This is a genomic window from Neptuniibacter sp. QD29_5 (genome assembly GCF_047778125.1).
GTDB lineage: Bacteria > Pseudomonadota > Gammaproteobacteria > Pseudomonadales > Balneatricaceae > Neptuniibacter.
This window is the reverse complement of the sequence record NZ_CP180556.1, coordinates 1,233,573-1,258,826: the sequence shown is the minus strand read 5'-3', so window position 1 is coordinate 1,258,826 and position 25,254 is coordinate 1,233,573. Positions and strand designations below refer to the sequence as shown.

Annotated in this window: 14 protein-coding genes and 4 tRNA genes; 9 read left to right on the top strand and 9 right to left on the bottom strand. The window is 44.6% G+C overall.

Annotated elements, in window-relative coordinates; translation table 11 throughout:
- Nucleotides 1–20: 20 nt before the first annotated feature.
- The 4 genes from ACMXYR_RS05720 to ACMXYR_RS05705 all read right to left on the bottom strand — a co-directional run bounded on the left by ACMXYR_RS05720 (nucleotide 21) and on the right by ACMXYR_RS05705 (nucleotide 13,260).
- Nucleotides 21–3,464, bottom strand: coding sequence for an SbcC/MukB-like Walker B domain-containing protein (locus ACMXYR_RS05720; protein ID WP_415903242.1), 3,444 nt, complete (start codon nucleotides 3,462–3,464; stop codon nucleotides 21–23).
- A complete protein-coding gene (locus tag ACMXYR_RS05715; RefSeq protein ID WP_415903241.1) occupies nucleotides 3,461–4,216 on the bottom strand; it encodes a DUF4194 domain-containing protein in 756 nt (251 codons plus the stop codon). The genes ACMXYR_RS05720 and ACMXYR_RS05715 overlap by 4 nt, the downstream gene beginning before the upstream one ends.
- Nucleotides 4,206–5,639: a Wadjet anti-phage system protein JetA family protein gene (locus ACMXYR_RS05710; RefSeq protein ID WP_415903240.1), complete on the bottom strand. Its 1,434-nt coding sequence runs from the start codon at nucleotides 5,637–5,639 to the stop codon at nucleotides 4,206–4,208. The genes ACMXYR_RS05715 and ACMXYR_RS05710 overlap by 11 nt, the downstream gene beginning before the upstream one ends.
- A gap of 208 nt (nucleotides 5,640–5,847) precedes the next feature.
- Nucleotides 5,848–13,260: a retention module-containing protein gene (locus tag ACMXYR_RS05705; RefSeq protein ID WP_415903239.1), complete on the bottom strand. Its 7,413-nt coding sequence runs from the start codon at nucleotides 13,258–13,260 to the stop codon at nucleotides 5,848–5,850.
- A 310-nt stretch (nucleotides 13,261–13,570) separates the two neighbouring features.
- Here ACMXYR_RS05705 and ACMXYR_RS05700 point away from each other — a divergent pair.
- The 5 genes from ACMXYR_RS05700 to ACMXYR_RS05680 all read left to right on the top strand — a co-directional run bounded on the left by ACMXYR_RS05700 (nucleotide 13,571) and on the right by ACMXYR_RS05680 (nucleotide 14,414).
- Nucleotides 13,571–13,646 (top strand) — tRNA-Asn (locus ACMXYR_RS05700).
- Between the two features lie 25 nt (nucleotides 13,647–13,671).
- Nucleotides 13,672–13,747, top strand: a tRNA-Asn gene (locus tag ACMXYR_RS05695).
- Between the two features lie 15 nt (nucleotides 13,748–13,762).
- Nucleotides 13,763–13,839 (top strand) — tRNA-Pro (locus tag ACMXYR_RS05690).
- Between the two features lie 34 nt (nucleotides 13,840–13,873).
- Nucleotides 13,874–13,950: transfer RNA gene (locus tag ACMXYR_RS05685), tRNA-Pro, on the top strand.
- A 152-nt stretch (nucleotides 13,951–14,102) separates the two neighbouring features.
- Nucleotides 14,103–14,414: a hypothetical protein gene (locus ACMXYR_RS05680; RefSeq protein WP_415903238.1), complete on the top strand. Its 312-nt coding sequence runs from the start codon at nucleotides 14,103–14,105 to the stop codon at nucleotides 14,412–14,414.
- 508 nt (nucleotides 14,415–14,922) lie between these two features.
- Here the strand turns inward: ACMXYR_RS05680 and ACMXYR_RS05675 are convergent.
- Complete coding sequence (locus ACMXYR_RS05675; protein WP_415903237.1) at nucleotides 14,923–17,427, bottom strand: EAL domain-containing protein; 2,505 nt, start codon at nucleotides 17,425–17,427, stop codon at nucleotides 14,923–14,925.
- A 6-nt stretch (nucleotides 17,428–17,433) separates the two neighbouring features.
- Nucleotides 17,434–18,417: a substrate-binding domain-containing protein gene (locus tag ACMXYR_RS05670; RefSeq protein ID WP_415903236.1), complete on the bottom strand. Its 984-nt coding sequence runs from the start codon at nucleotides 18,415–18,417 to the stop codon at nucleotides 17,434–17,436.
- Nucleotides 18,418–19,076: 659 nt separating this feature from the next.
- Between ACMXYR_RS05670 and ACMXYR_RS05665 the strand changes: the two genes are divergently transcribed.
- Nucleotides 19,077–19,199, top strand: coding sequence for a hypothetical protein (locus tag ACMXYR_RS05665; RefSeq protein WP_415903235.1), 123 nt, complete (start codon nucleotides 19,077–19,079; stop codon nucleotides 19,197–19,199).
- Nucleotides 19,200–19,503: 304 nt separating this feature from the next.
- Here the strand turns inward: ACMXYR_RS05665 and ACMXYR_RS05660 are convergent, their stop codons facing one another.
- Nucleotides 19,504–19,815: a hypothetical protein gene (locus ACMXYR_RS05660; RefSeq protein WP_415903234.1), complete on the bottom strand. Its 312-nt coding sequence runs from the start codon at nucleotides 19,813–19,815 to the stop codon at nucleotides 19,504–19,506.
- A gap of 276 nt (nucleotides 19,816–20,091) precedes the next feature.
- Between ACMXYR_RS05660 and pqqA the strand changes: the two genes are divergently transcribed.
- Entirely contained in the window at nucleotides 20,092–20,166 is a 75-nt protein-coding gene (gene pqqA / locus ACMXYR_RS05655; protein ID WP_297312161.1) for a pyrroloquinoline quinone precursor peptide PqqA, read from the top strand.
- A gap of 145 nt (nucleotides 20,167–20,311) precedes the next feature.
- Here pqqA and ACMXYR_RS05650 read toward each other — a convergent pair whose 3' ends face one another.
- Together ACMXYR_RS05650 and ACMXYR_RS05645 are read right to left on the bottom strand one after the other, a co-directional pair.
- Complete coding sequence (locus ACMXYR_RS05650) at nucleotides 20,312–21,595, bottom strand: M18 family aminopeptidase (protein WP_415903233.1); 1,284 nt, start codon at nucleotides 21,593–21,595, stop codon at nucleotides 20,312–20,314.
- Between the two features lie 9 nt (nucleotides 21,596–21,604).
- A complete protein-coding gene (locus tag ACMXYR_RS05645) occupies nucleotides 21,605–22,126 on the bottom strand; it encodes an FKBP-type peptidyl-prolyl cis-trans isomerase (protein ID WP_415903232.1) in 522 nt (173 codons plus the stop codon).
- Nucleotides 22,127–22,279: 153 nt separating this feature from the next.
- Between ACMXYR_RS05645 and ACMXYR_RS05640 the strand changes: the two genes are divergently transcribed.
- Both ACMXYR_RS05640 and ACMXYR_RS05635 read left to right on the top strand, forming a co-directional pair.
- Nucleotides 22,280–24,370, top strand: a complete 2,091-nt coding sequence (locus ACMXYR_RS05640; protein ID WP_415903231.1) for a carboxy terminal-processing peptidase — start codon at nucleotides 22,280–22,282, stop codon at nucleotides 24,368–24,370.
- 77 nt (nucleotides 24,371–24,447) lie between these two features.
- A complete protein-coding gene (locus ACMXYR_RS05635; protein WP_415903230.1) occupies nucleotides 24,448–25,227 on the top strand; it encodes a hypothetical protein in 780 nt (259 codons plus the stop codon).
- Nucleotides 25,228–25,254 lie beyond the last annotated feature (27 nt).

Sequence of the window (25,254 nt, the reverse complement as noted above, 5' to 3'; positions counted from 1 at the left end):
CTTTTTTTGATTAGATAGGATTAAGCCGGTTCTGGCTCAAGCTCCTGCTCATCTTGATCTTCTGCTTCCAACTCAGCCATCATTTTTAGCGGGTTGTCAGAGTTTAGAAGTTCACGCCCTTGAAGCGTTGGGAACTCAACATCCAAGTCTACGATACGACCATCACGACAAACATTAATGATGGTATCCATACAAGAACTTAGTAGTGAGTACTTCTCATCTGGTGCAGCGATAATTGTCTGCAAACCTAGATCGCTCATGAAACCTAGAGAGGTTACTGTGTTCTCAGAATCCAGCTTGTTGAAGGCTTCGTCGAATACAGACAGGCTCATACCACCTAGTGGATTGCCATCATTACCTTCTCGTAGTCGGTATGTTGCAGCTTGGGCTGCAGCAATTGCCACGTAGAACGGTACTTGGTGCTCACCACCGGAACCGGTTTTGATACGCTGAGTAAGGGTTGTTTTACGGTTACCGTCTAGATCTTTAACAACCAATTCGAAGTTGTAGAAGTTACGGTAATCCTGCAACAGGCTGCTCTCGCCTTCATCTTTAAGCACTTCGTGAATCTTCGCCAGTGCATCTTTATGAGGCTTATCGCTATCGAATTTCAGATCGAATAGAGAGCCTACGTTTGCTGAATCCATTTGAGTGTAAGCTTCTACCAGTTCCAGAATATCTTTCAATTCTGGGTTAGGCATCATGTCGAAGCTGTACATCTCTTTATGGAACGGACGGCCTTTAAGATGCTGGTTAAGCTCGCGGATAAGATCTTTGATCTTGTTGATCTGATCGTTCAAATGCGCAACAAAGTCAGATCTGAATGCTGTTTCTGCTTCTAGACGTGCACGCTCTGCTTTCTGACTATAGTTAGCCAGTTCAGAATCTTTAAGTGCTTGAACGGTTTCATCTACAAATGCAGACAGCTCTTCGTGAGCAGAGTCAGGTGTAACTTTATCTAGCTGCTGATGGCTTAAGCCACCGCCATGGTATTTCGCTTTGTATTGAGCAACACCATCACGTACAGCATTTTTCTTCTTCTCGTGCAGAGACAGTTCAGACTGGGCCTTCTTCGCGGCTTCAAAGATAATACGTTCTAGTTCGCCTGCACATGATTCATCTAGGTAATCACGTTTTTCCTGTGCAGATTGCGCATTAAATTCGTTCTTCTCTTCACAAGCAGTACGTGCAGTTGAGTGCTCTTCTAGCTCTTGATCAAATACTTCTAGCGCTGCCGTATCTTTGATGATGGACGTACGTACTTTCTGCAGCTTATCCATCAAGCTACGTTGCATCTGTTCAGTAGATTTCTGCTCAGCTACCAGATCAGCAATACGCTGTTGAACGCCCGTGTCATCTTGGTTACGTAGATCGGTGATCGCCTGACGCTGACCTTCGATCTCTGTATCAAGCTGCTCACGCTGGTTAACCAAGTCGAATACGCGTTCGTTCACATTGTCTAAACCGTTGTTCAGCGTAATTAACGCATCACGTAGTTTTTCCAATGAGTCATGGTTTTTACCCAGCTGTGTAAATTCAGAAACAAGCTGATCAACCTGCTTACCTTGAAGCGCAGCTTGGTCAGAACGACGACGAATACCCATAATAGGCTGCTGTTCGTTGATCGCCGTTGTCGAACCTTCTGTCTGCAACATGCAGTCATAAGTTAATGCACGCTCATGACGCAGTAGTTCGGTTTCAGTCTCAACCGCCATCACGCCGCCTAGTGCACGGTTCATATATGCACGAGCATGATCATTTTCTGTATCGATGAAATAAGCCAGTGAGCCCGCTTTATAACGGTTTAGCCAATCGCCAGATTTGGTCGTATTAACGATACGACAACCTTTAAGGTGACGACCTTTACGACGGTAAAGCGTAATCGCTTCTTTAACACGATCTGGATCGACGATTAGCGCTTCACGGCGCGCACCTAGGAAAGACTCAATCGCAATACGCCATTTGTCATCGTTGATATCCGCTAGTTCACAGATCGGCGTGGACTCAATACCGTACTCTTGTAACAGCTCCATCAACTCACGGGTGTTACGACGAACTGGTGCATGACCTTGTTTTAGCGCTTCAACGGCACTCTTCTGGTTCTGAATTTCAGAGCGTAGCTCATTGATACGAATTACTGAGTGCTCATAACGACGTGCGATATCACGGCGAACACCTTCAACTTGAAGTTTTAGGTTTTCTAGAACGTTATCAACTTCTACAGGAGATTGTGGCCATAGATCCGCCATAATGTCCTGACCCGAGCGCCACTGTTCTACACACTGCTCAACAACAGGACGGAATTTCTCAGGCAGCAGTTCGCTGTTTTCAGCAAAACCTACGGTAGTGCGCATCAGATTATAAACACCCTGAATACGCTCTTTCACAACATTAACTTCGTGAGTTTTAGCAATAATAGAGGACTCTAGCGCCTTAACTTTATGAGCTGAATCAGAGGTATTTAGCTCTGCACGGGCTTCGGCCAAGTTCTGCATAATCTGGTTGAGTTCTTCACTCTTCTTCTCCAGATCTACCTGTACCTGCTCCTCTTTCGCTTGGTTATCTTCCAAGCGCTCTGCAGCATCCTCTTTTTTAAGGTCTGCATTTTCAAAACGTGTTTCGTGAACAACCCATTCGTACTCAGCAGCGTTTTTGACATTGCGTTGAATACCGTTACAAAGCTCTTGTACTTTCTCTAGTTCACCGATGCGGTTAGCTACTTCGCGCGTCTTAGTTTCCATCGCGCGGTATTCATCAAGAGACTTACGGAATGCACCGACATGGACGATATTTTCGTCTAGGACGAACTCACGAATAAAGCGTGTAGGACTGTCGATTGGTACAAACTTAAGCGCGTTCTTAAAGTTTTTAACAAACTTATCATCATCGTTCGGCATCTCTGGGTCGTAACTTAGATGCGTTACCAATTCACGCACAAAACGACTAGAGCGCTTCTCCAGAATCATATCTGGGCACTGCTTGTAGAGGTGATCGCGAACTTGATCCCACGCTTTAGGCAGACGGCCTTCACCTGTTTTCTCAGTAAAGTCATCTAGAGATACAGAGCAATCAGGAAGAATAAAACGACCTAGAACATCTTCATCAGCAGACGCAGTAGATGCACTAATCGCTACACCAACAGTCGTCTCTTTAGCCGTTTCTGTATCAAAGAAGCTCAATGCCAAATAACAGAGGGAATCATGGCGCGCGGTATTCTTTTTACCGTCGTCATCAAGGAAACCTAGACAGTATGTACGTAGGCTACGCTCACTCTTTTCACCGGCCGATGCGTTGAAGCTCAAGTGACGTTTGTTACCACCCATCAATACTGTTTGGATCGCATCCAATAGGGATGATTTACCAGAACCGTTTGGACCTACAACCGCAACGTTACCTTTAATCGGTATCTCTACAGCACCAAGAACGTACCAGTTAACCAGAATAATACGATTTAGCTGCTTCATTCAGCTGGTACCTCTTCTTTTTCTTCTGCCGTTTCAGCGACTGCTTCGCTTGGCTCTTCAGATGTTTCGTCAGCTGCTTCTTCAGAAGCGTCTTCGCTTTTTTCTTCAGCAGACTCAACCGCTGCTTCCGCGACTTCATCCATATCCAATACAACTTCACCATCTTGCTCGTTGGACTCGCAAAGGCCTTCAAGCTGACGAATAAAGTCTTCAACCACCACCTGGCGGATTACTGGATTGATCTTAAGCGGGATATTTTTAGGTTCCATCTCATCAGGTTTACCGCGCTCGATAACACCATGACGAGAGAACAAAGAAAGGATCTCTTTCAAACGCGTTTCGTTTGGAATCTCTTTACGCGTTAGGTTTTCATAAACCGTAAGCAGCTCATCAGTGCTGGTATATGCTTGCCCTGCTTCCACTTCGAAACTTTCTAAGCGCTGTTCATACTGCTGACGAATGCAAAGCAGCAACAAGGATTCATCCAAGCGTAAACGCATAAAGCGCTCTTCACCTTTAGGGATAATACCCATATAAGCTTCATCAGGCTGATGGATAAAAGACCAGCCGATCGCTTCAAAAAGGTTAGTAAAGTAGTCTACATGCGAAGCAACTAGAAAATAGCTTTCACGGTGCCCAGGACGCTCCGCATATAGGAACTGATTGGTCAGCAGTTGGTTAGCCGCTCGGCTAAAATCGCTGGCTTGATACTGATCGCTGCGACCGATAATTTTCTGCAGATCACCTAGCATTTGAAACTTCCTTTGAATGATCTTTTCTAGTTATATAAAAATCACGACACTCAACCATGTCGGCAACGTTCACGTAATTTTCCTGGAATTTAATCTCATACTGTTCGCTCGTCTTACGCGCTTTTTTACCTAATGACTTCAGGTGGCGGACATAGCTGAAACAGATGTAATCTTCGATCGAGCTGATCTCGAAATCAGAGGCGTTGATCTTTTCGCGGCCAATCAGATGGCGTTCTAAATACGCTTCGATACGATCAACTTTAACTTCACGACGCTCTTTGTATTCCTTAAAGAGCTGGCGAAGCTGCAGAACTTTTGGATCGATCTCTTTGCGCGTAATAACTTGTGGTTCTGCAATGGTACGACGTTTAACCGGCGCACGAACACTACCCGGCGCAAGGTAACCAACCGTATCCAAAGTTTGAATACGTGGAATTTCACGACCATCTTTTTCGCTAATTTGAGCGATTACGCGGGATAGACGTGAAGCCATACCCGGCGTCGTTTTATCCATATAGCGAACAGTGTCAGATACACGTTTTTCCAACTTGTAGCGGAAATCGTCAATGATCGCTAAACGCTGATCCACTGATTCGAAGATACGGATAATACGGTTGATATGTTGGTGCACGCGCGCTTCAGCATCATGAATATCAACTTCAAACTGCTCTTGATAGTGCATGATCAACTGTTCCAATTTGACTGTATCAAACTGTAACTCTCGCAATAGAGATAGAATCTGTTGACGGAATCGGAACGGGTTATTTTTGGTTTTCAGGGTTTTATAGTCTGAAACCAAGATATGCTCTACGAATCGATCAAAGAAGTTACGAACAATCTCTTGCGGGTTATTGGTTTGTGACAGATTGATCTTTAGCTCACGCAGACCAAGCATCATATCTGTAAGGTGGGCGCTGAAATCAGCCGCTGTTTGAGCTGCTTCTGATAGGGTAATACCGCGCCCTTGCGGATCGTTAATCGCAGATTCTAACGAACTCAATACGTTAAGAACCGCACCGCCATAGCTACGCTTCTCTAGGTTGGCAATCGAAACCAAGGTACGTAACAGGAAGCTATTCGCAGGAGATAACAGTACATAACTGCGATAAATGCGCTGCTCTTCTTCCAACCACCCAGTAGCTACCAAACGACGGTAGATGCGACTGGTATATTCGGCAGTGGAACGAGGGGGTTCTTGCTGATCCTCTTCAGAATCATCCTCTTCTGGCTCCCAACGACGAACACCTAGACGAATTACCGCCCCTTCGATCGTTGAACGTACCAAATCCTTAGGTACAAACGGGTCAACCAAATCTTCATCAAAGAACAGGTCGGCCAATGAGATAAGTACAGCCTGATAAACCTGTCGATTCTGCCCGGATAAAGGCAAAAACAAGTTATCAGGAAGTTTATTAAACAGCATTCAGCGTTAATCCGCGGTCTTTAAACCCGTGAACAGGTTTCTATTTTTATAAGGTAATAGGAACCGATTCTAGCGGAAAATTGGACTAGGGATAAGGGTTAAATCCACTATATTCGTAGTTGAATATGGACAGGTTTCCCTCTTCCCTCAGAAAACAAAAAAGCACCCATAAAGGGTGCTTTTAACTAGTTGATAACTCTATCGATTATTAGTTAATACCATCATCGATATTGTTGTTATCAAGAAGCTGCTGTAGTTGAGCTGATGTATCAGCATCAGCTACAACGTTGCTCAAGTCGATTGTCTGAACAACATCCGAGCTAGATGCATCAGTTATCTGCAACTGAAGTTTTCCAGCACCGTTGTCCACAGCAGAGATAACATGCGAGCCGTCGGACAATAGATCAGACAGATCAAGCACATCATTTTCTAAACTACTATCTGCATTATAAGCGAAGTCAGATATTGTATCTGTACCTCCATTGGCATCATCGGCAGTCCAGATAAAGGTATCATTACCAGTGCCGCCACTAATGTTGTCATCACCCTTACCACCGATCAGAATGTCATCACCACCCAGACCACTAATGATATCATTACCGTCAAAAGCGATGATGTAATCAGTATTATCTGTGCCTGTGATAGGCTCACCAGAACTTGTGCCTTCTATCGTAGAAGCAGCTGGGTACAACACTAGATCAATTGTGCCAGTTACAGAATCATTATCACCATCTGTACCTGTAATATCATAATCTAGCTCAATAGGATCGCCTGTTGAGTCTTCGCCATAGCTAAATACTCCCAGTTTAAACGTATCAGTACCTGCTGCCGCATCAATCTGAATAGCATTAAACACGTCATCAGATACAACTTCGAAGGTCCAATCTTGCTGGATACCGTTGATAGTAACCGAATCGCCTGCCTGCACGACTGTAACCTGATTTGTCACATCATTGCCCAGCAAGTCATAAACTTTAATATCAGCTGTAGATAGGGTAATTGTATCGCTCGCATCCGTTGCATCAGCATAATAGTCACCTAATACGCTGGTTGGAGCATCAGCAATAAGGAATGCTGTTAATGTAACATTGGCACCATTTACATTGCCCGTTTTGGAGACAATCTGTCTGAAAGACGATGTTTCATTATAACTACCAGCAATTGCAAATGTCTCACCACCACCACTACCAGTAGTAGTCAGATTATTAACAAAATCTATTCTGTAGCCTTCACCAAATTTGAAACTATTACCATCACTAACGCCAATTTCACCATTGTTAGTGTTTACACTATCACCGTCTTTAGTAGACAAGAAAGCATCTTCCTGTGTACCACCCAGATCGATAAATGCTTTCCAAGCTTTGTTACCACCACCTACTGTTCCAATAGTCGCGGAACTAACGGCCGTACCATTGTTAATAATACCATTGGAATGGAAAGCGTAGGTTCCATCAGCATTCAACGTCAAAGTGTAACCTGTATTTGCATCAGTAATTCCATCCACGGTATCAGAGGTGGATGCCACAATGACTGATCCTTCATTGATAGTGTACAAATACAGGTCATCACCTTCGTAATTTAGGGTATTGCCCTGCTGATCAGTAGCTAACTGTCCAGTATAAGTATTAGTGAAAACAATACTGCCTTCTCCATCAGCACCAGCCTCGAAATTTAGCGACCCCACGACATCAGGAGAACTTGCCAAATCAATTGCATGGGCCGTACTAGGATTAAGAGACGTAGGTGTATCATCTAGAATCGTTAAAGTACCAGCTGTAATAGAAAGTGCCTCAAACTCTTCCCCACCGGAACTTACTACCCCGGTTAAACTATCAACGATTGACAGATCATTTCCTTCAGACTGAAGATGCCCCATTACTGAAACATCAAACGGTGTAGATACTGCTGTAGTGCTATTAACAGCAAACACTAACTTAGCGCCGTTACTCAACGTTACTTCTAGCGGTCCATTCTTTGGAGCACTGCTAATAGTTGCAGACACAGTAACGCTGCTAGAACCTTCTAGAACAGTTAGATCACCTATAGTTATGGTCGTTGTATCTATGCTATCTGTCAGATTGACTGTACCTACACTTGGCGTACCCAGTGCTTCAAAGTCACTGCCGCCACTCACGCTTACTTCTGTCGCTACTATCAGATCAGCCGCATCTTCTGCATATACATCTTCAAAAGCTGATTCAGGGATAACCACGTCAACGGTGCCTGTCGTGCCACTGCTGATCACAATACTCTGAGCATTGCCCAGTAGATCTGTGAAGTTAACCGTTACTGCTTCATCACCAACTCGTACCGCTGCACCCAACTCAACTGTGTAAGTCAGGGTTGTACCGTCTTCGTTGAAATCAGGACCCGCTGTCAGGCTGACTGATGTTGCATCTTCTGTATCAATCAGATTGACTGTACCTACACTTGGCGTACCCAGTGCTTCAAAGTCACTGCCGCCACTCACGCTTACTTCTGTCGCTACTGTCAGATCAGCCGCATCTTCTGCATATACATCTTCAAAAGCTGATTCAGGGATAACCACGTCAACGGTGCCTGTGGTACCACTGCTGATCACAATACTCTGAGCATTGCCCAGTAGATCTGTGAAGTTAACCGTTACTGCTTCATCACCAACTCGTACCGCTGCACCCAACTCAACTGTGTAAGTCAGGGTTGTACCGTCTTCGTTGAAATCAGGACCCGCTGTCAGGCTGACTGATGTTGCATCTTCTGTATCAATCAGATTGACTGTACCTACACTTGGCGTACCCAGTGCTTCAAAGTCACTGCCGCCACTCACGCTTACTTCTGTCGCTACTGTCAGATCAGCCGCATCTTCTGCATATACATCTTCAAAAGCTGATTCAGGGATAACCACGTCAACGGTGCCTGTCGTGCCACTGCTGATCACAATACTCTGAGCATTGCCCAGTAGATCTGTGAAGTTAACCGTTACTGCTTCATCACCAACTCGTACCGCTGCACCCAACTCAACTGTGTAAGTCAGGGTTGTACCGTCTTCGTTGAAATCAGGACCCGCTGTCAGGCTGACTGATGTTGCATCTTCTGTATCAATCAGATTGACTGTACCTACACTTGGCGTACCCAGTGCTTCAAAGTCACTGCCGCCACTCACGCTTACTTCTGTCGCTACTGTCAGATCAGCCGCATCTTCTGCATATACATCTTCAAAAGCTGATTCAGGGATAACCACGTCAACGGTGCCTGTGGTACCACTGCTGATCACAATACTCTGAGCATTGCCCAGTAGATCTGTGAAGTTAACCGTTACTGCTTCATCACCAACTCGTACCGCTGCACCCAACTCAACTGTGTAAGTCAGGGTTGTACCGTCTTCGTTGAAATCAGGACCCGCTGTCAGGCTGACTGATGTTGCATCTTCTGTATCAATCAGATTGACTGTACCTACACTTGGCGTACCCAGTGCTTCAAAGTCACTGCCGCCACTCACGCTTACTTCTGTCGCTACTGTCAGATCAGCCGCATCTTCTGCATATACATCTTCAAAAGCTGATTCAGGGATAACCACGTCAACGGTGCCTGTCGTGCCACTGCTGATCACAATACTCTGAGCATTGCCCAGTAGATCTGTGAAGTTAACCGTTACTGCTTCATCACCAACTCGTACCGCTGCACCCAACTCAACTGTGTAAGTCAGGGTTGTACCGTCTTCGTTGAAATCAGGACCCGCTGTCAGGCTGACTGATGTTGCATCTTCTGTATCAATCAGATTGACTGTACCTACACTTGGCGTACCCAGTGCTTCAAAGTCACTGCCGCCACTCACGCTTACTTCTGTCGCTACTATCAGATCAGCCGCATCTTCTGCATATACATCTTCAAAAGCTGATTCAGGGATAACCACGTCAACGGTGCCTGTCGTGCCACTGCTGATCACAATACTCTGAGCATTGCCCAGTAGATCTGTGAAGTTAACCGTTACTGCTTCATCACCAACTCGTACCGCTGCACCCAACTCAACTGTGTAAGTCAGGGTTGTACCGTCTTCGTTGAAATCAGGACCCGCTGTCAGGCTGACTGATGTTGCATCTTCTGTATCAATCAGATTGACTGTACCTACACTTGGCGTACCCAGTGCTTCAAAGTCACTGCCGCCACTCACGCTTACTTCTGTCGCTACTATCAGATCAGCCGCATCTTCTGCATATACATCTTCAAAAGCTGATTCAGGGATAACCACGTCAACGGTGCCTGTGGTACCACTGCTGATCACAATACTCTGAGCATTGCCCAGTAGATCTGTGAAGTTAACCGTTACTGCTTCATCACCAACTCGTACCGCTGCACCCAACTCAACTGTGTAAGTCAGGGTTGTACCGTCTTCGTTGAAATCAGGACCCGCTGTCAGGCTGACTGATGTTGCATCTTCTGTATCAATCAGATTGACTGTACCTACACTTGGCGTACCCAGTGCTTCAAAGTCACTGCCGCCACTCACGCTTACTTCTGTCGCTACTATCAGATCAGCCGCATCTTCTGCATATACATCTTCAAAAGCTGATTCAGGGATAACCACGTCAACGGTGCCTGTGGTACCACTGCTGATCACAATACTCTGAGCATTGCCCAGTAGATCTGTGAAGTTAACCGTTACTGCTTCATCACCAACTCGTACCGCTGCACCCAACTCAACTGTGTAAGTCAGGGTTGTACCGTCTTCGTTGAAATCAGGACCCGCTGTCAGGCTGACTGATGTTGCATCTTCTGTATCAATCAGATTGACTGTACCTACACTTGGCGTACCCAGTGCTTCAAAGTCACTGCCGCCACTCACGCTTACTTCTGTCGCTACTGTCAGATCAGCCGCATCTTCTGCATATACATCTTCAAAAGCTGACTCAGGGATAACCACGTCAACGGTGCCTGTCGTGCCACTGCTGATCACAATACTCTGAGCATTGCCCAGTAGATCTGTGAAGTTAACCGTTACTGCTTCATCACCAACTCGTACCGCTGCACCCAACTCAACTGTGTAAGTCAGGGTTGTACCGTCTTCGTTGAAATCAGGACCCGCTGTCAGGCTGACTGATGTTGCATCTTCTGTATCAATCAGATTGACTGTACCTACACTTGGCGTACCCAGTGCTTCAAAGTCACTGCCGCCACTCACGCTTACTTCTGTCGCTACTATCAGATCAGCCGCATCTTCTGCATATACATCTTCAAAAGCTGATTCAGGGATAACCACGTCAACGGTGCCTGTCGTGCCACTGCTGATCACAATACTCTGAGCATTGCCCAGTAGATCTGTGAAGTTAACCGTTACTGCTTCATCACCAACTCGTACCGCTGCACCCAACTCAACTGTGTAAGTCAGGGTTGTACCGTCTTCGTTGAAATCAGGACCCGCTGTCAGGCTGACTGATGTTGCATCTTCTGTATCAATCAGATTGACTGTACCTACACTTGGCGTACCCAGTGCTTCAAAGTCACTGCCGCCACTCACGCTTACTTCTGTCGCTACTGTCAGATCAGCCGCATCTTCTGCATATACATCTTCAAAAGCTGATTCAGGGATAACCACGTCAACGGTGCCTGTGGTACCACTGCTGATCACAATACTCTGAGCATTGCCCAGTAGATCTGTGAAGTTAACCGTTACTGCTTCATCACCAACTCGTACCGCTGCACCCAACTCAACTGTGTAAGTCAGGGTTGTACCGTCTTCGTTGAAATCAGGACCCGCTGTCAGGCTGACTGATGTTGCATCTTCTGTATCAATCAGATTGACTGTACCTACACTTGGCGTACCCAGTGCTTCAAAGTCACTGCCGCCACTCACGCTTACTTCTGTCGCTACTGTCAGATCAGCCGCATCTTCTGCATATACATCTTCAAAAGCTGATTCAGGGATAACCACGTCAACGGTGCCTGTCGTGCCACTGCTGATCACAATACTCTGAGCATTGCCCAGTAGATCTGTGAAGTTAACCGTTACTGCTTCATCACCAACTCGTACCGCTGCACCCAACTCAACTGTGTAAGTCAGGGTTGTACCGTCTTCGTTGAAATCAGGACCCGCTGTCAGGCTGACTGATGTTGCATCTTCTGTATCAATCAGATTGACTGTACCTACACTTGGCGTACCCAGTGCTTCAAAGTCACTGCCGCCACTCACGCTTACTTCTGTCGCTACTGTCAGATCAGCCGCATCTTCTGCATATACATCTTCAAAAGCTGATTCAGGGATAACCACGTCAACGGTGCCTGTGGTACCACTGCTGATCACAATACTCTGAGCATTGCCCAGTAGATCTGTGAAGTTAACCGTTACTGCTTCATCACCAACTCGTACCGCTGCACCCAACTCAACTGTGTAAGTCAGGGTTGTACCGTCTTCGTTGAAATCAGGACCCGCTGTCAGGCTGACTGATGTTGCATCTTCTGTATCAATCAGATTGACTGTACCTACACTTGGCGTACCCAGTGCTTCAAAGTCACTGCCGCCACTCACGCTTACTTCTGTCGCTACTGTCAGATCAGCCGCATCTTCTGCATATACATCTTCAAAAGCTGATTCAGGGATAACCACGTCAACGGTGCCTGTCGTGCCACTGCTGATCACAATACTCTGAGCATTGCCCAGTAGATCTGTGAAGTTAACCGTTACTGCTTCATCACCAACTCGTACCGCTGCACCCAACTCAACTGTGTAAGTCAGGGTTGTACCGTCTTCGTTGAAATCAGGACCCGCTGTCAGGCTGACTGATGTTGCATCATTATCATCTACTACAGTTGCTGTGCTTGTCGCGCCTGCAATAGACAGGTCGTCAAAACCACCGCCTGTTGCTTCTGTAACTGTCGCTGTAATTGCTCCTTCGCCTTGAACGTACTCTTCATCTTCACGGCTATCCACTACCACATCAACGAACTGCTGACCGGCTTCGATAGTCACTTCGCCAAGTGTAGTTTGTAGAACAACATTGCTACTTGGTACGTTATCTACAGAGAAGCGGAACGTAATGCTGTTGCCTTCAACTACATTATCGGTAACTACTGCACCTTCTTCATCTACCTGTGTCACAGTTACAATGGCAGAGGTTGTAGATGTAGATGTAGATGTAGATGTAGATGTAGATGTAGATGTACTCTGTACTTCACCTAATTGTTCTTCAGGTTGTTCCTCTACAGAATCCTGTACACCAACCGTTTCATACCCTGCATTTGGATCCACTTCTTCAGCAGTACGACTGATATTTACCGTTGAAGAACCTTCATTACCTTCACCACCTGCTTGTGTATCACCACCTGCTGCAGTTGCCTCGGATACAGCTGTAGGGTCCGCACCAGCTAAAATTGCTGCCTGAATAGATTCAACATCAGCAGTAGCTTCTGAGAAGTCAAAAGTATTAGTGTTATTGTACGTTTCACTATTAGCCAGCCAATTTTGGCCACCATCAAGTCGAACTGGCTCGCCTGCATCCATTGCGATCTCAATCGACGCATCAGGAGAAACTCGTATCATTTCATCTGCATAGACCTCTTCCCCTAATGTAAGAAGCCTCTCTGTACCATCTGCCTTAACAGCAACTACATTTCCGATCAGAAGTGAAACTGTACCAATAACATTCATATTTACTATTCCTTAGAAAATAGATCTCTGGATGATTGTTGTCATTTATAAAGGCGCAAACAAACAAAAACTATTGTACCGAGGTACAAGTACCAATTTTTTCTTGTTTTTAATAAGTTAGATCAACTTATTCGAAATTAAGAAATCACCCTACATAGCTTACATTCGACTATTCTGAACAAAATTCGAGCTATTTTCAGCCAGAATTGTTTACGTAATAATCAACCCTAAAAATCATTTAATTTTTTGCAAAAAATCCCTTGACGCCCTACCCCTTGGTCATTAAGATACGCCGCACTTTCAAGGCTAATCCCTGATAGCTCAGTTGGTAGAGCAGTAGACTGTTAATCTATTGGTCGCTGGTTCGAGTCCAGCTCAGGGAGCCAACTTTGAAAGATGTACAGCTGATGATCCCTGATAGCTCAGTTGGTAGAGCAGTAGACTGTTAATCTATTGGTCGCTGGTTCGAGTCCAGCTCAGGGAGCCATCTAAAGGCTAAAGTCGGAGTGTAGCGCAGCTTGGTAGCGCATCTGGTTTGGGACCAGAGGGTCGGGGGTTCGAATCCCTCCACTCCGACCACTTTAAAGCCTTACCCTTTCTTAGGGACAAATGTCGGAGTGTAGCGCAGCTTGGTAGCGCATCTGGTTTGGGACCAGAGGGTCGGGGGTTCGAATCCCTCCACTCCGACCACTTTAAATACCCCTTTCTATATTCAACAAACGTATTTCACCATCCACCACCTAATACTTATTCCATAAGCTATTATTCTGGTACTTCATAATCTTAAGGCTTGCATTCATTTCGCATCACTCTCGCTGCGCATTAAGCAAACAAACCAAGTAATGAAATTAGTTAAAGATTTTATCAATTACGAAATCGTATTCTATTGGGCTGACGAATCCCTCACTCCCTGCAGCCCGCACCTCCACAGCATCACAGCTGCAGAGGAATGGTGGAAAAAGTACTTATTCTCTCAATACCAAGGCCCCGAACGCAGAAAAAGCATTGTAGATCGCAGATCTAATCACGACAAACGAAATTCGATGGATAAGAACCAGTATTCAAGAAGCAACCCTTTAGGAAGAAGGGAGTCGGACAAGCCTGTAAAGGTAGAGATTGACCTTTTCCAGGAAAAGATAAAAGAGTTTAAATAAATCTAACACAAGTGAACCTTCTGCCTACTAATTAGCACAGCATAGTAAGCGATGCTGCTGAGTATTAGCCTATTAGTCGTTGATTCAAGCCTAACTCGGGAAGCCATTAGAGATTAAAGACTGAGCGCAACTCAGCTTAGTAGCACATCTGATTTGAGACCAGGAGACTGAGGTTTGAGCCCTTCCACTCTAACAACTTAAGTAAAACCCTTTATATCTTCTAAGGCGTAGATCGCTGAGATGTACATTCCTGCAAAAACTTTACATTCTATTCGTGTATTGAAATCCAGATTGAATCGATCTGGTTCGGCTGCTGCTCGGAAGGTATTCGGAACAGAAGTGCCTGTTAAGCCAATTTATTATAGAAGCAAAAGACCAACCTTCTATGGCCGGTAGAATTATGGAAACACAGAAGGCATATAAGCGAAAGAACATGAAGCTGACCTTTAGGAGAATGGCTACACTTTGAACCAAGAGCAAAATAAAACGCCCCCAGCTTGCTCACTAATTATAAAACCATTGGGTCTTCCACAGCACTAGAACCCATTGCACTTGCACACCTTCCTCTATTTAACATTTCCTCCATTCTTACAGCGTCTACTGGTTCAGAATAAAGATAGCCCTGTACTTTCTTACAACCTAATCCGGCTAGGAATTCATTCTGTTCAGGTGTTTCTACCCCTTCAGCCAAGATATCCAGCTGTAGACTCTGTGCCAGTGCAATTACCGCACTGGAGATCGCCACATCATCCTCATCATCCGGCAGATCCTTAATAAAAGAGCGGTCAATCTTCAGCTTTGAGATAGGCAGCCTCTTCAGATACGCCAACGAAGAATATCCCGTACCAAAATCATCTAGGGCCAATTTAATTCCCAGCTCGGTGATTTCATTCAAGGTTCGGATATTTTCTTCCGGCTTGGTCATCACTTGGCTCTCTGTGATCTCCAGTTCCAGCCACTCCGGCTCACAACCGGTATTTCTTATCAATTCCTTCAGAAAGGCCAAAAACCCACTGTTTTGCAGCTGAATAATTGACAGGTTCATGGCTAGGGTACCGGTGTCCACCCCCGCCCGTTGCCACTCAACTAACCGCTGAACACTTTTATTCATCACTAACCGGTCCAATTCAACAATCAGACCTGTGGCTTCTGCTATAGGGATAAAACGCCCCGGAGGAACCATACCCAACTCAGGATGCTCCCATCTTACTAGTGCTTCCATCCCAGTAATTCGATGGCTCTCTATATCAATTTGAGGCTGGTAAAAAACCACAAATTGATCCTGCGCCAGCGCCACCCTTAATTCGGATTCCATGGAAACCCGTTCTAGTGCCTGACGGGTCATCTCCTCGCTGTAGAACTGGAAGTTATTCCGGCCTTCATTCTTCGCTTTGTACATAGCAGCATCGGAACAACGCAACAGATCTACTGCGCTGACCCCATTATCGGGAAATAGACTAATACCGATACTGCAGCTGATATACAGTTCCTTACCTTCGACATGAATGGGCTCAAGTAGCGCGTCATGAATCTTTTCAGCCAATATGATGGCATCTTCACCATGTACCAAGCCCTGAATCATAACCGTAAATTCATCACCACCAAGCCGTGCTAGGGAATCCTCTTTTCGAATGGTCGCCGCGAGGCGATCAGCAACGGAAATGAGAACATGATCCCCCACCTTATGCCCCAGCGAATCGTTAATCTCTTTAAAATGGTCGAGATCGATAAACATAACAGCTAGCTGAGTTTCATAACGTTTGGCTTTTTCAATAGCCTGCTCCATGCGGTCATTAAACAACACCCGATTTGCTAAACCGGTAAGAGTATCGTGGTGGGCAATATGGGTCAGCGCATCTTTCTGCTCCCTAAGCTCATCCTGAACTTCGAGATGTGAGGTAATATCGCGTGCAGCCTCAATAATTCCCACAGGCTTACCGCTTTCATCCCGCAGCGGAGTGGCGGATAGCTCAACAAACCGTTTTTCACCGTGCAGCTCATGCCGATGAATCATTACTGTCTGATTACCGGTATCCATTACCTGCTTAAGGGGACAGGGGTGTTCATTACCATCACAAGGCGAGTTGCGATGATGCGATACTTCATAACACTTAGGGCAAGTAGGATCTGCAATAAAAGCAGGATCGTAGGCCTTACGGACAGCATTATTCATAAGATCCACAGAGTAATCCGATTTGATCACCATAATCGGGTCATCAACACCATTAATAATCTTCTGCAGGTATTGATGCTGCTCTTTAAGTTCCGCTCGAGAGCTGCGAACAGATTCCAGCATATTATTAATCGTATTAGATAAGGCTCTGACCTCAGCAGGCCCACTATTAGCAATAGGCTTCATAGGGATTCCATCAGCATCGGAACGGGAAATCCCACTGATAATCCGATCAATCGGCTGAAGGACAAATAATCGGATGCTAAGAAACAAGGTGATAAAGAGCAAAATAGAGATCGCCAGGGTATTAACGACTGTGGACCTTATAGTTTTTGTAAGTTCCTCGTTCAAACGTTTATCAGAGATATAAACCGCTACCCGACCTATCCGCTCACCCGCCTCGGAGTGAATATCACCAGCATCCGCATAAAAACTATTGTTAATCTGGGTGTTATGTAGTGAGCTATGGGGATCATAGTCGATAACCTGACCACTATTATTGAACATTTTCCCGGTAGTAAACTTACCTTCCCCAGCTATCTCGCCCAAGTTGAAATCATCTATAATGATGGCAAATGACTCATGATGCAGCAGTTCTGTTGCTACTAGTGTCTGGTATTCATTCACTGCATAGGATGCAATTAAGCCACTCAGTGTTTCTTGTAAAGAACTGACCAACCGAGAGGAATTAAGATGAATCTCTTCGATGATCCGCTTCTTCTCTTCCTGATATGAGTATGCCGAACTAAAACTAAGGATCAGTACAACGGAAGCTATAATCGCTGCACCTAGAACGACATAAATTGAGCAGGAACGGTCTGGCCGTTGTGGAGAACTCACGACTTACTACTCTAATCCCAATACATTGCGCTGAATGACCTGCAGCTTATCGGCAATATTAGCCTCTGTAACTGACAGAACCTCCAATTGCTGATCAGTCATCACCTTTTCTCCCTTGAAGTGGAGTTGTAGAGCATGAACCGCCTTCTCCCCCATCAAGAAAGGCTGCTGCATCGCCGCGCCAACCAGGACACCCTTTTGGATCAGATCGATAAACTCAGGCTCTGCATCAAAGGTTACCAACAGGATTTTCTCCTGTTTACCGGCATCAGCAATCGCATCCAACGCAGCCTGATAACGATCGGATCCCTGCAACCATAGGGCTGCCATATCCGGGTTTTCTTTGATCAGTTCCTGGCTGTATTTATAAGTTTCAGCATAAGAGAAATCAATCTGCTGTTTCAGACCAACAGAGCTGACGCCATGCTCCTTAAGTGCTTTGAGAAAGCCAGATGTCCTTAGCTGGCCGTTTAAACGCTTCTGCGGGATGGAAATAATTCCTACCCCACCCTGCACTTTACCAAGTGCAATCATTTTTAATGCTAAATACTTACCTATCTCATAAGCACCAGAATAGTTGTCTGAAGATATGAACGAGAGGTACTCACCTGAATCCGTACCAATATCAGATATAACCACCGGTATACCTGCTTTTTTAGCAAAGGCGAGAATTGTAACGCAGGCCGAGGAAGTCGTAGGTGAAACAATAATGCCATCAACCCGGTTCTTCAGCGCTGCAATAGTGTTCTGCAGCTCTTTTTTAGAATTGTTTTCAGCACTGTAAACCTGAATATCATAACCCGCGCTTTCGGAGGCATTAGTGATCCCTCGCGCCATGATCTGCCAAAAGGGGATTCGGGCATCGGACACTAAATAGGCAAGGCGTTTTGCATCGGATGTAGCTGACAGCTCAGCCATATCTTTTTCCGCAGCAACAACCAGAGAAGGCATTAAGAGGAATAGACAAAGGAAATAGCGGAAGAACAACATTAACAAACCCTACAACTGAGTCGAATATCTCCATCTATCCCACGGACAGATAATTTAAAAATCTAAATCATTCTACGTCATCATGCCAGAACCAACCGATAAAATCGGTCTGGAACCTGACCTGACTCAAATCCACGGCGATTCTAACCTAAAATGAAAATGACGCTTACGTCGCTAATACCGTCAAATACCAAGCCATTGATGGAATAGTAGCTCTGCTTGGCTAATTGAAATAATTAAGTAGTTAACAAGGTTCATTTTTTTATTCTGATCAACACTCCCCAATTAACAACATTTACGAGAGATGATTAAATCAGGACATACGCTTCGATTCTCAACTATAAACTCAGGCAATCTTCATAGCTGCACTTAGCATGACGGGAGGATTTATACTACATACAACAACGATAGCACTACCACGCCCCCTTCCAAGATTTCATTATTTCACCCCCTATTAGGATAACCGCTGGCAATGTCACACGGTTAAGTTCGAACCCGGTGATTTCTATGTATCTGATAAGCCGGTGATTATTGAGCTCCTGCATATCCGCCTGTATCTATGAGCGAGAACTTGGAATCGGCGGAATAAATCACTTTTTGCTGCCAACAACCGCTAACAGAGAGATAAAGAACGCTCTCTGCGTTATGGTCTACTTGCAATGAAGCAGTTGATCAATGAACTGATGAAACTGGGTTGTGAGCATTCTAAGTTACAAGTGAAGCTCTCTGGTGGCGGGGACATGATCAAAAGCATGACCAGTATTCAAGAAGCAACCCTTTAGGAAGAAGGGAGTCAGACAAACCTGTAAAGGTAAAGATTGGAAAAGATTAAGTAGTTTAAGTAATCCCCACCTAACCACCATGGCTAGGAATCACATGCCAAAGGTAAGCGAAGCAAAATTTTCAGAATATACCAGTCATATGGGATCTTAGGTCTGCTAACAACACACAGCAGCGCTCATCAAATGCAATTGGTTGCATTATAGAAAATCCCTTCCATTCCAACTAATTCAGGTCCGGAAGGGAGGCTCCAGCGAGAAGCTTTATTGTTTGCCTGAGTATTGTGAGGAATCAAACATTCTAAGTTCAGTTGTACTGTACCAAGTCAGCAATTTTCTGATCAGCTAGATTTATGTCAACCTTTATAGGCCTATCAGTTATCCGTCTACCGTGCGTGTAGGGATCACGTTTAGAAGAGAAATCACCTTTTTGCAGGCTTCTTCTATCGACTTTATGCTTCCTTCTTTCAGGACCTTTATAAGAATCAAAATACTGGTTAATAAGCCACTCTTTAGCATGAATGAGAGAAGGAAAGGTTGGGCTGGCACGTTTTGAGCCTTCGCTCTGCCAATAAAAAACTATTTTATGTTCTAAGTAGTCTTTAACGAGCTTTGCCATATAGGTACTTCACTGCATGATACGAACAAGTTAAAGGAAGGCGTCCAAGCCAATGTATCCAGAGGTATAAACTCCTACAGAGCCCTCTACTTGCGTAAAGTATCAAAACAGTTTTTCAAGAAAAATAGGAAAAATTCTTAAATGTCTGTATCTGGCTCTTAATTGACCTCAGAAACGGAATATAGGTAAAAGCTATTACCACGTTTGAAATAAACAATGAGGGATTACAGGCTGCAAGGAACTATCCTCAGACTAACAATGAACAAGGAGAAAAAGATGAAGTGGTCAAAACCTAGCTACAACGATCTGAGAATTGGCTTTGAAGTGACAATGTACTTCGCCAATAGATAATACGATCTATCCCCTGAGAGAGTATTAATACTCTCTCAGGCATTTAACTAGACGTAACATACTTTATATATAGCACTATTTTTTAGCTTAGCTTCCAGCTCCTCAGCTTTTTTAAGCATGTCATCAGTTTGCGCACAGATCACGCCTAGACTCGATCTTCAGTGTAAAAACGCGTTAGCACCTTAGTAAGGTTCTCCACATCTTTAACACCTGCCATTTCTCGAATAGAGTGCATCGCAAATTGCGGCACACCAATATCTAACGTTTTCACACCAAGCTCTGCAGCCGTTATAGGCCCAATAGTGCTACCACACGCCATATCACTTCTCACAACAAATGCCTGAACTGGAACATTCACCTGCTGAGCAAGATCCCTAAAAATAGCACTAGTCTCACTATTTGAGGCATAGCGTTGATTCGCATTGAGTTTAATCACAGGCCCTTCATTTATTAAAGGACCATGGTTTGCATCATGCTTATCCGCAAAGTTAGGATGAATACCATGAGCATTATCTGCCGAGATCATCATAGAGCGACTTATCATCCGTACTCTTTGCTCAACATTAGGTAACAACCTTTCCAATACCTGACTCAACATTGGCCCCTGAGCCCCAGAAGAACTCATACTTCCAACTTCTTCATGATCGTTACAGACTAAAAGCGCCCCTTGCTCAGAATCAGATCGTAACAATGCGGCCAAGCCCATATAGCAACTTAACAAATTATCCAGCCTTGCTGATGACAAATACTCTTTCTTCAAACCCGTCAAAGCTGGCTTTTGCGTATCGTACAGCGAGATTTCATAATCAAGAACCTCAGCCACACCCTCAACACCTTCAGTAGACAATCTATCTACAAGCATCTGTTTAAAGCTAAAGTCTTTATCCCCCTGCCCCAAGATAACAGGCAAATAAGTTTGCGCATTGATCGTTCTGCTTTTATTTGCCTCGCGATCTAAATGAATAGCTAAACTGGGAATAATCGCAATAGGATCCTCAAAGTTAACCAGGGCATGGCAACGCTCACCGTTTAAGGATTTATAGCTTACTCGACCCGCCATAGACAGATCCCGGTCAAACCAAGGGTTTAACAGCACACCACCATAAACCTCAACACCCAACTGTTGATAGCCATGACGGTTCAGCTCAGGAACCGGCTTCACCTTTAAACAAGGTGAATCAGTATGCGCACCCACCATGCGCAAGCCAGACTCTGCCAAATCAGCATCTCGCGGCAAAGACCAAGCAATTATGGAAGACCCATTTCGAGTAACATAATATTTGCCACCCGCTTGCAACTGCCAACTATCTTCTTCGCGTAGTTCCACAAAACCATTTTCAGCCAAACGCTGCGACATCTCATTTACCGCGTGATACGGCGTTGGGGATGCTTCTAAGAACAACTGTAAATCTGCAATTAAGTCTGTCATTTAAAAATCCTATTTCTCAGAAGCTTTAAAATCGATCAACTCAACTTTAAATATCAAAGTTGAATTCGCAGGAATATCAACACTCGGGCTTGTCGCGCCATAGGCTAATTCTGGCTTGATATAAAACATCCAAACCGCCCCTTTATTCATCAATGCTAAACCTTCTGTCCAACCACGAATAACTCTATTTAAAGGAAAGGAGCTTGGCTCACCACGCTTGTAAGAACTATCAAATACATGCCCATCTACCCTTTTACCTTCGTAATGAACAGTTACAGTATCGGTAATATTGGGGCTAACACCCTCGCCAGCTTTAATGACTTTATATTGCAAACCGCTCGCTGTTACTTTTACGTCTTGCTCTTTTGCGTTGGATTCCAGAAATGCTACACCTTCCTTTCTGACATCATCATTCAGCGCCTTCTCCACTAACGCTTGACGAAACTTCTTCTCCTCAGGATCTTCACCACAACCACTTACCATTCCTAGCGCAATTGCCAGAGCTGTAATACCTACGATTTTAATGTTCATAAACGAATACCAAATAAATCCATACACTCTTTATAAGCAATTGATTTTACAACAGTGCCGCGCATGTCTACACTCAACAAACTGTGACAGGGAACTCACAACCCTTTTTTAGGGTCATAGTTAAATCCAGAGCGCTAAATTAAGACTTACATTATGCATAGATCGCTATTAAAGCCACTGTTGTTTACTGCGTTATCCTTCCTAATTCCAAGTACAGCCAATGCACTTGCAACTCCGCTCAAATCCGAGCCTGTGCATAAGCAAACGTTATTAGAAATTACAGAATCGCTCAAACTAGGCCACTATAACAGAGTCAATTTGGATGATTCATTATCCGGACAGATCTTTAATCAATATATTAAAGACTTAGACCCTTCACGCAGCTATTTTTATAAAAGCGATATCGATGAGTTCGAAAAATATCGTTTGGTTCTAGATGACCAAATTCGTTCTGGAGAACTCACAGCCGCATATTTCATTTTTAATCGCTATCAAGAGCGCATTGAAGGCCGTTTAGAATTCATCATTGATGAACTAGAACAAGGCAAAGTTTTTGATTTCTCAATCGATGAGAGTCTGAACACTGATCGAGAAAACGCAGCATGGATTGAATCCAAAACCGAGATGAATGCGCTCTGGGACCGTCGACTCAAGAGTGCCCTGCTCAATCTTCTTTTGGCTGACAAAACCGAAGAAGAAGCCAGAGAAGTTTTGATCAAACGCTATAAGAACCAACTCAAAAGAAGCTTACAGGTAAATAGCGAAGACGTATTCCAGTCGTTTGCTAACGCATTTACTAAACAATACGATCCACACACTCAGTATTTTTCTCCTAGAAAATCTGAGAACTTCAAAATCAACATGAGCTTATCTCTTGAAGGGATCGGCGCTGTATTAAAAAGCGAAAACGAGTTTACACAGATTGTTAGACTTGTTCCTGCAGGCCCTGCAGAAAAGACCGGCCAACTGAAGGCGACCGACCGCATTATAGGTGTAGGCCAAGGTGAAGACGGCGATATCGAAGATGTCGTCGGCTGGAGGCTTGATGATGTAGTACAACTTATTCGAGGCCCTAAAGGCACGACAGTTAGACTTGAAGTAAAAACTTCTGAACGTGAAGATATTCCATCTAAAATCGTCAAAATTGTACGCAACAAAGTAAAACTAGAAGAACAGTCCGCTCAAAAGCGTGTACTAGAAATTGAACATTTAGGCCAACCATTCAAACTAGGCGTTATCGAAATACCTGCTTTCTATATTGATTTTGCCGCTCTACAACGTGGCGATAACGACTACAAAAGTACCTCGCGCGATGTAGAAAAGCTTATCCAAGAGCTAAAAGATGAAAATGTTGACGGCCTAATTGTAGACCTGCGCAACAATGGCGGCGGCTCCCTACGTGAAGCAAACGACACTGTCGGCTTATTTATTCAACGCGGCCCAACCGTTCAAGTAAAAGACTCTACTGGACGAGTAGAGGTTCTTCGCGATTTAAACCCCAAAGTGTCCTACGGTGGACCAATGGCCGTTTTAGTTAACCGCTTATCGGCTTCTGCATCAGAAATTTTTGCTGGCGCTATTCAGGACTATAATCGCGGCATCGTAATTGGCGGCCAAACCTTTGGCAAAGGTACTGTTCAGACCCTACTACCTCTTAATCATGGGCAGCTTAAACTAACCCACGCAATGTTTTACCGAATTTCAGGTGACAGTACACAGAATAAGGGGGTAATGCCTGATATCACATTCCCTACCCTTTATGATCCTGAGATCATTGGTGAAAGTGCGCTTGATCAAGCACTTGCTTGGGACAAAGTCAGATCAGCTCCTCATGGCACATACCCAAACCTAAGACAGTTTTTAACTCAAATTAACTCACGCTATCAGTCACGCAGCCTGACAGATCCTGACTTTATCTTCATGCGCGAACAGGTTGAGCATCTTAATGAAGTTCGTAAGGAAAGCAGCCTAATTCCTCTTCAGGAATCTGCGCTTAAGATTGAACGTGAGAAAGCTGAAGAATGGCAAGTTAATGCTGAAAACCGTCGTCGTAGCAAAAAACAACTACCTCCGATCAAATCGTTATCAGAACTTGATGAAGAGCTAGAGAAAGACGCTCAAGGCCGACCTATCAACCCGGAAGCCGAAGCGATGCTAGTAGAAAGCGGACGAATTTTACTTGATACCGCGTTCCTACAACTGCAATATTCAGCTAACGAAACACAAAATAGCGACCAAAAATAAGCCCTATGCGCAGCGAGAAATCGTTGCGCTGTTCTAGACAAAGCACGTCAGCCGCTAGGATAGGAAAGCAGTAAACAATGAAAACCAGAAAGCTTCTTGTAGTACTGATCATCGTCCCAATTGTATTAGCCATTCTCGGTGGCGGCGGTTATTTTGCTTATAACGAAATGCAGGGGCAACATCAGGAAAACCTGAAGGACCTAGAAAAGTTTGGTTTCACGGTTTTACCCAGCAATGTACACACCGAGACAACGGGCGAACTAGGCACCAAACAGCTTCCCGCCACCTTTGGACAAGACAAACTAACACCTACTCAAAAAGTTATTAAAGGGTTAATGGCCGACAACGAGAAACTTCTAGAGGAACAGGAAGTTTATAAAAAGAGGATCGAAGGACTTAAAGCCGAAATCGCTGCACTTGAAGAGTATAAAAAGCTTAACGAGCACTTTGCCCCACTTACTATTACAGAAGAAGTTGCTGCTGTTGAGAAACAACTAAAAACATTGCTTATCGATATGCCTGATGCCCGTCGGTTCTCAAACCTACAAATTGAAGCAATGTCCGCAGCTGCTGGCAACGAGTATAAAAAGTTTATTGGTGGCAAGCGCCTTATCCTATCCGACAGCGAACGGGAAGCTCTCGTTAAAACCTACATGCCTGAATATTCTTTCTGTGTTGGGGATGGTATTGAAATCGCAGCAAATTCTCCTCGCGAAGAACGCCTTATCACCCAGTTTTTCCGCAAACAAGACAACAGCAATTTAACCAGCGAGCTAAAAACAGACCTCGATACGGTTATTAAACCTTGCCAAACAGCGCTTTACGCTCGCCTAGACGATTACGATAAACCATTTTAATAATGCGCTAAAACCTTATACATTCTC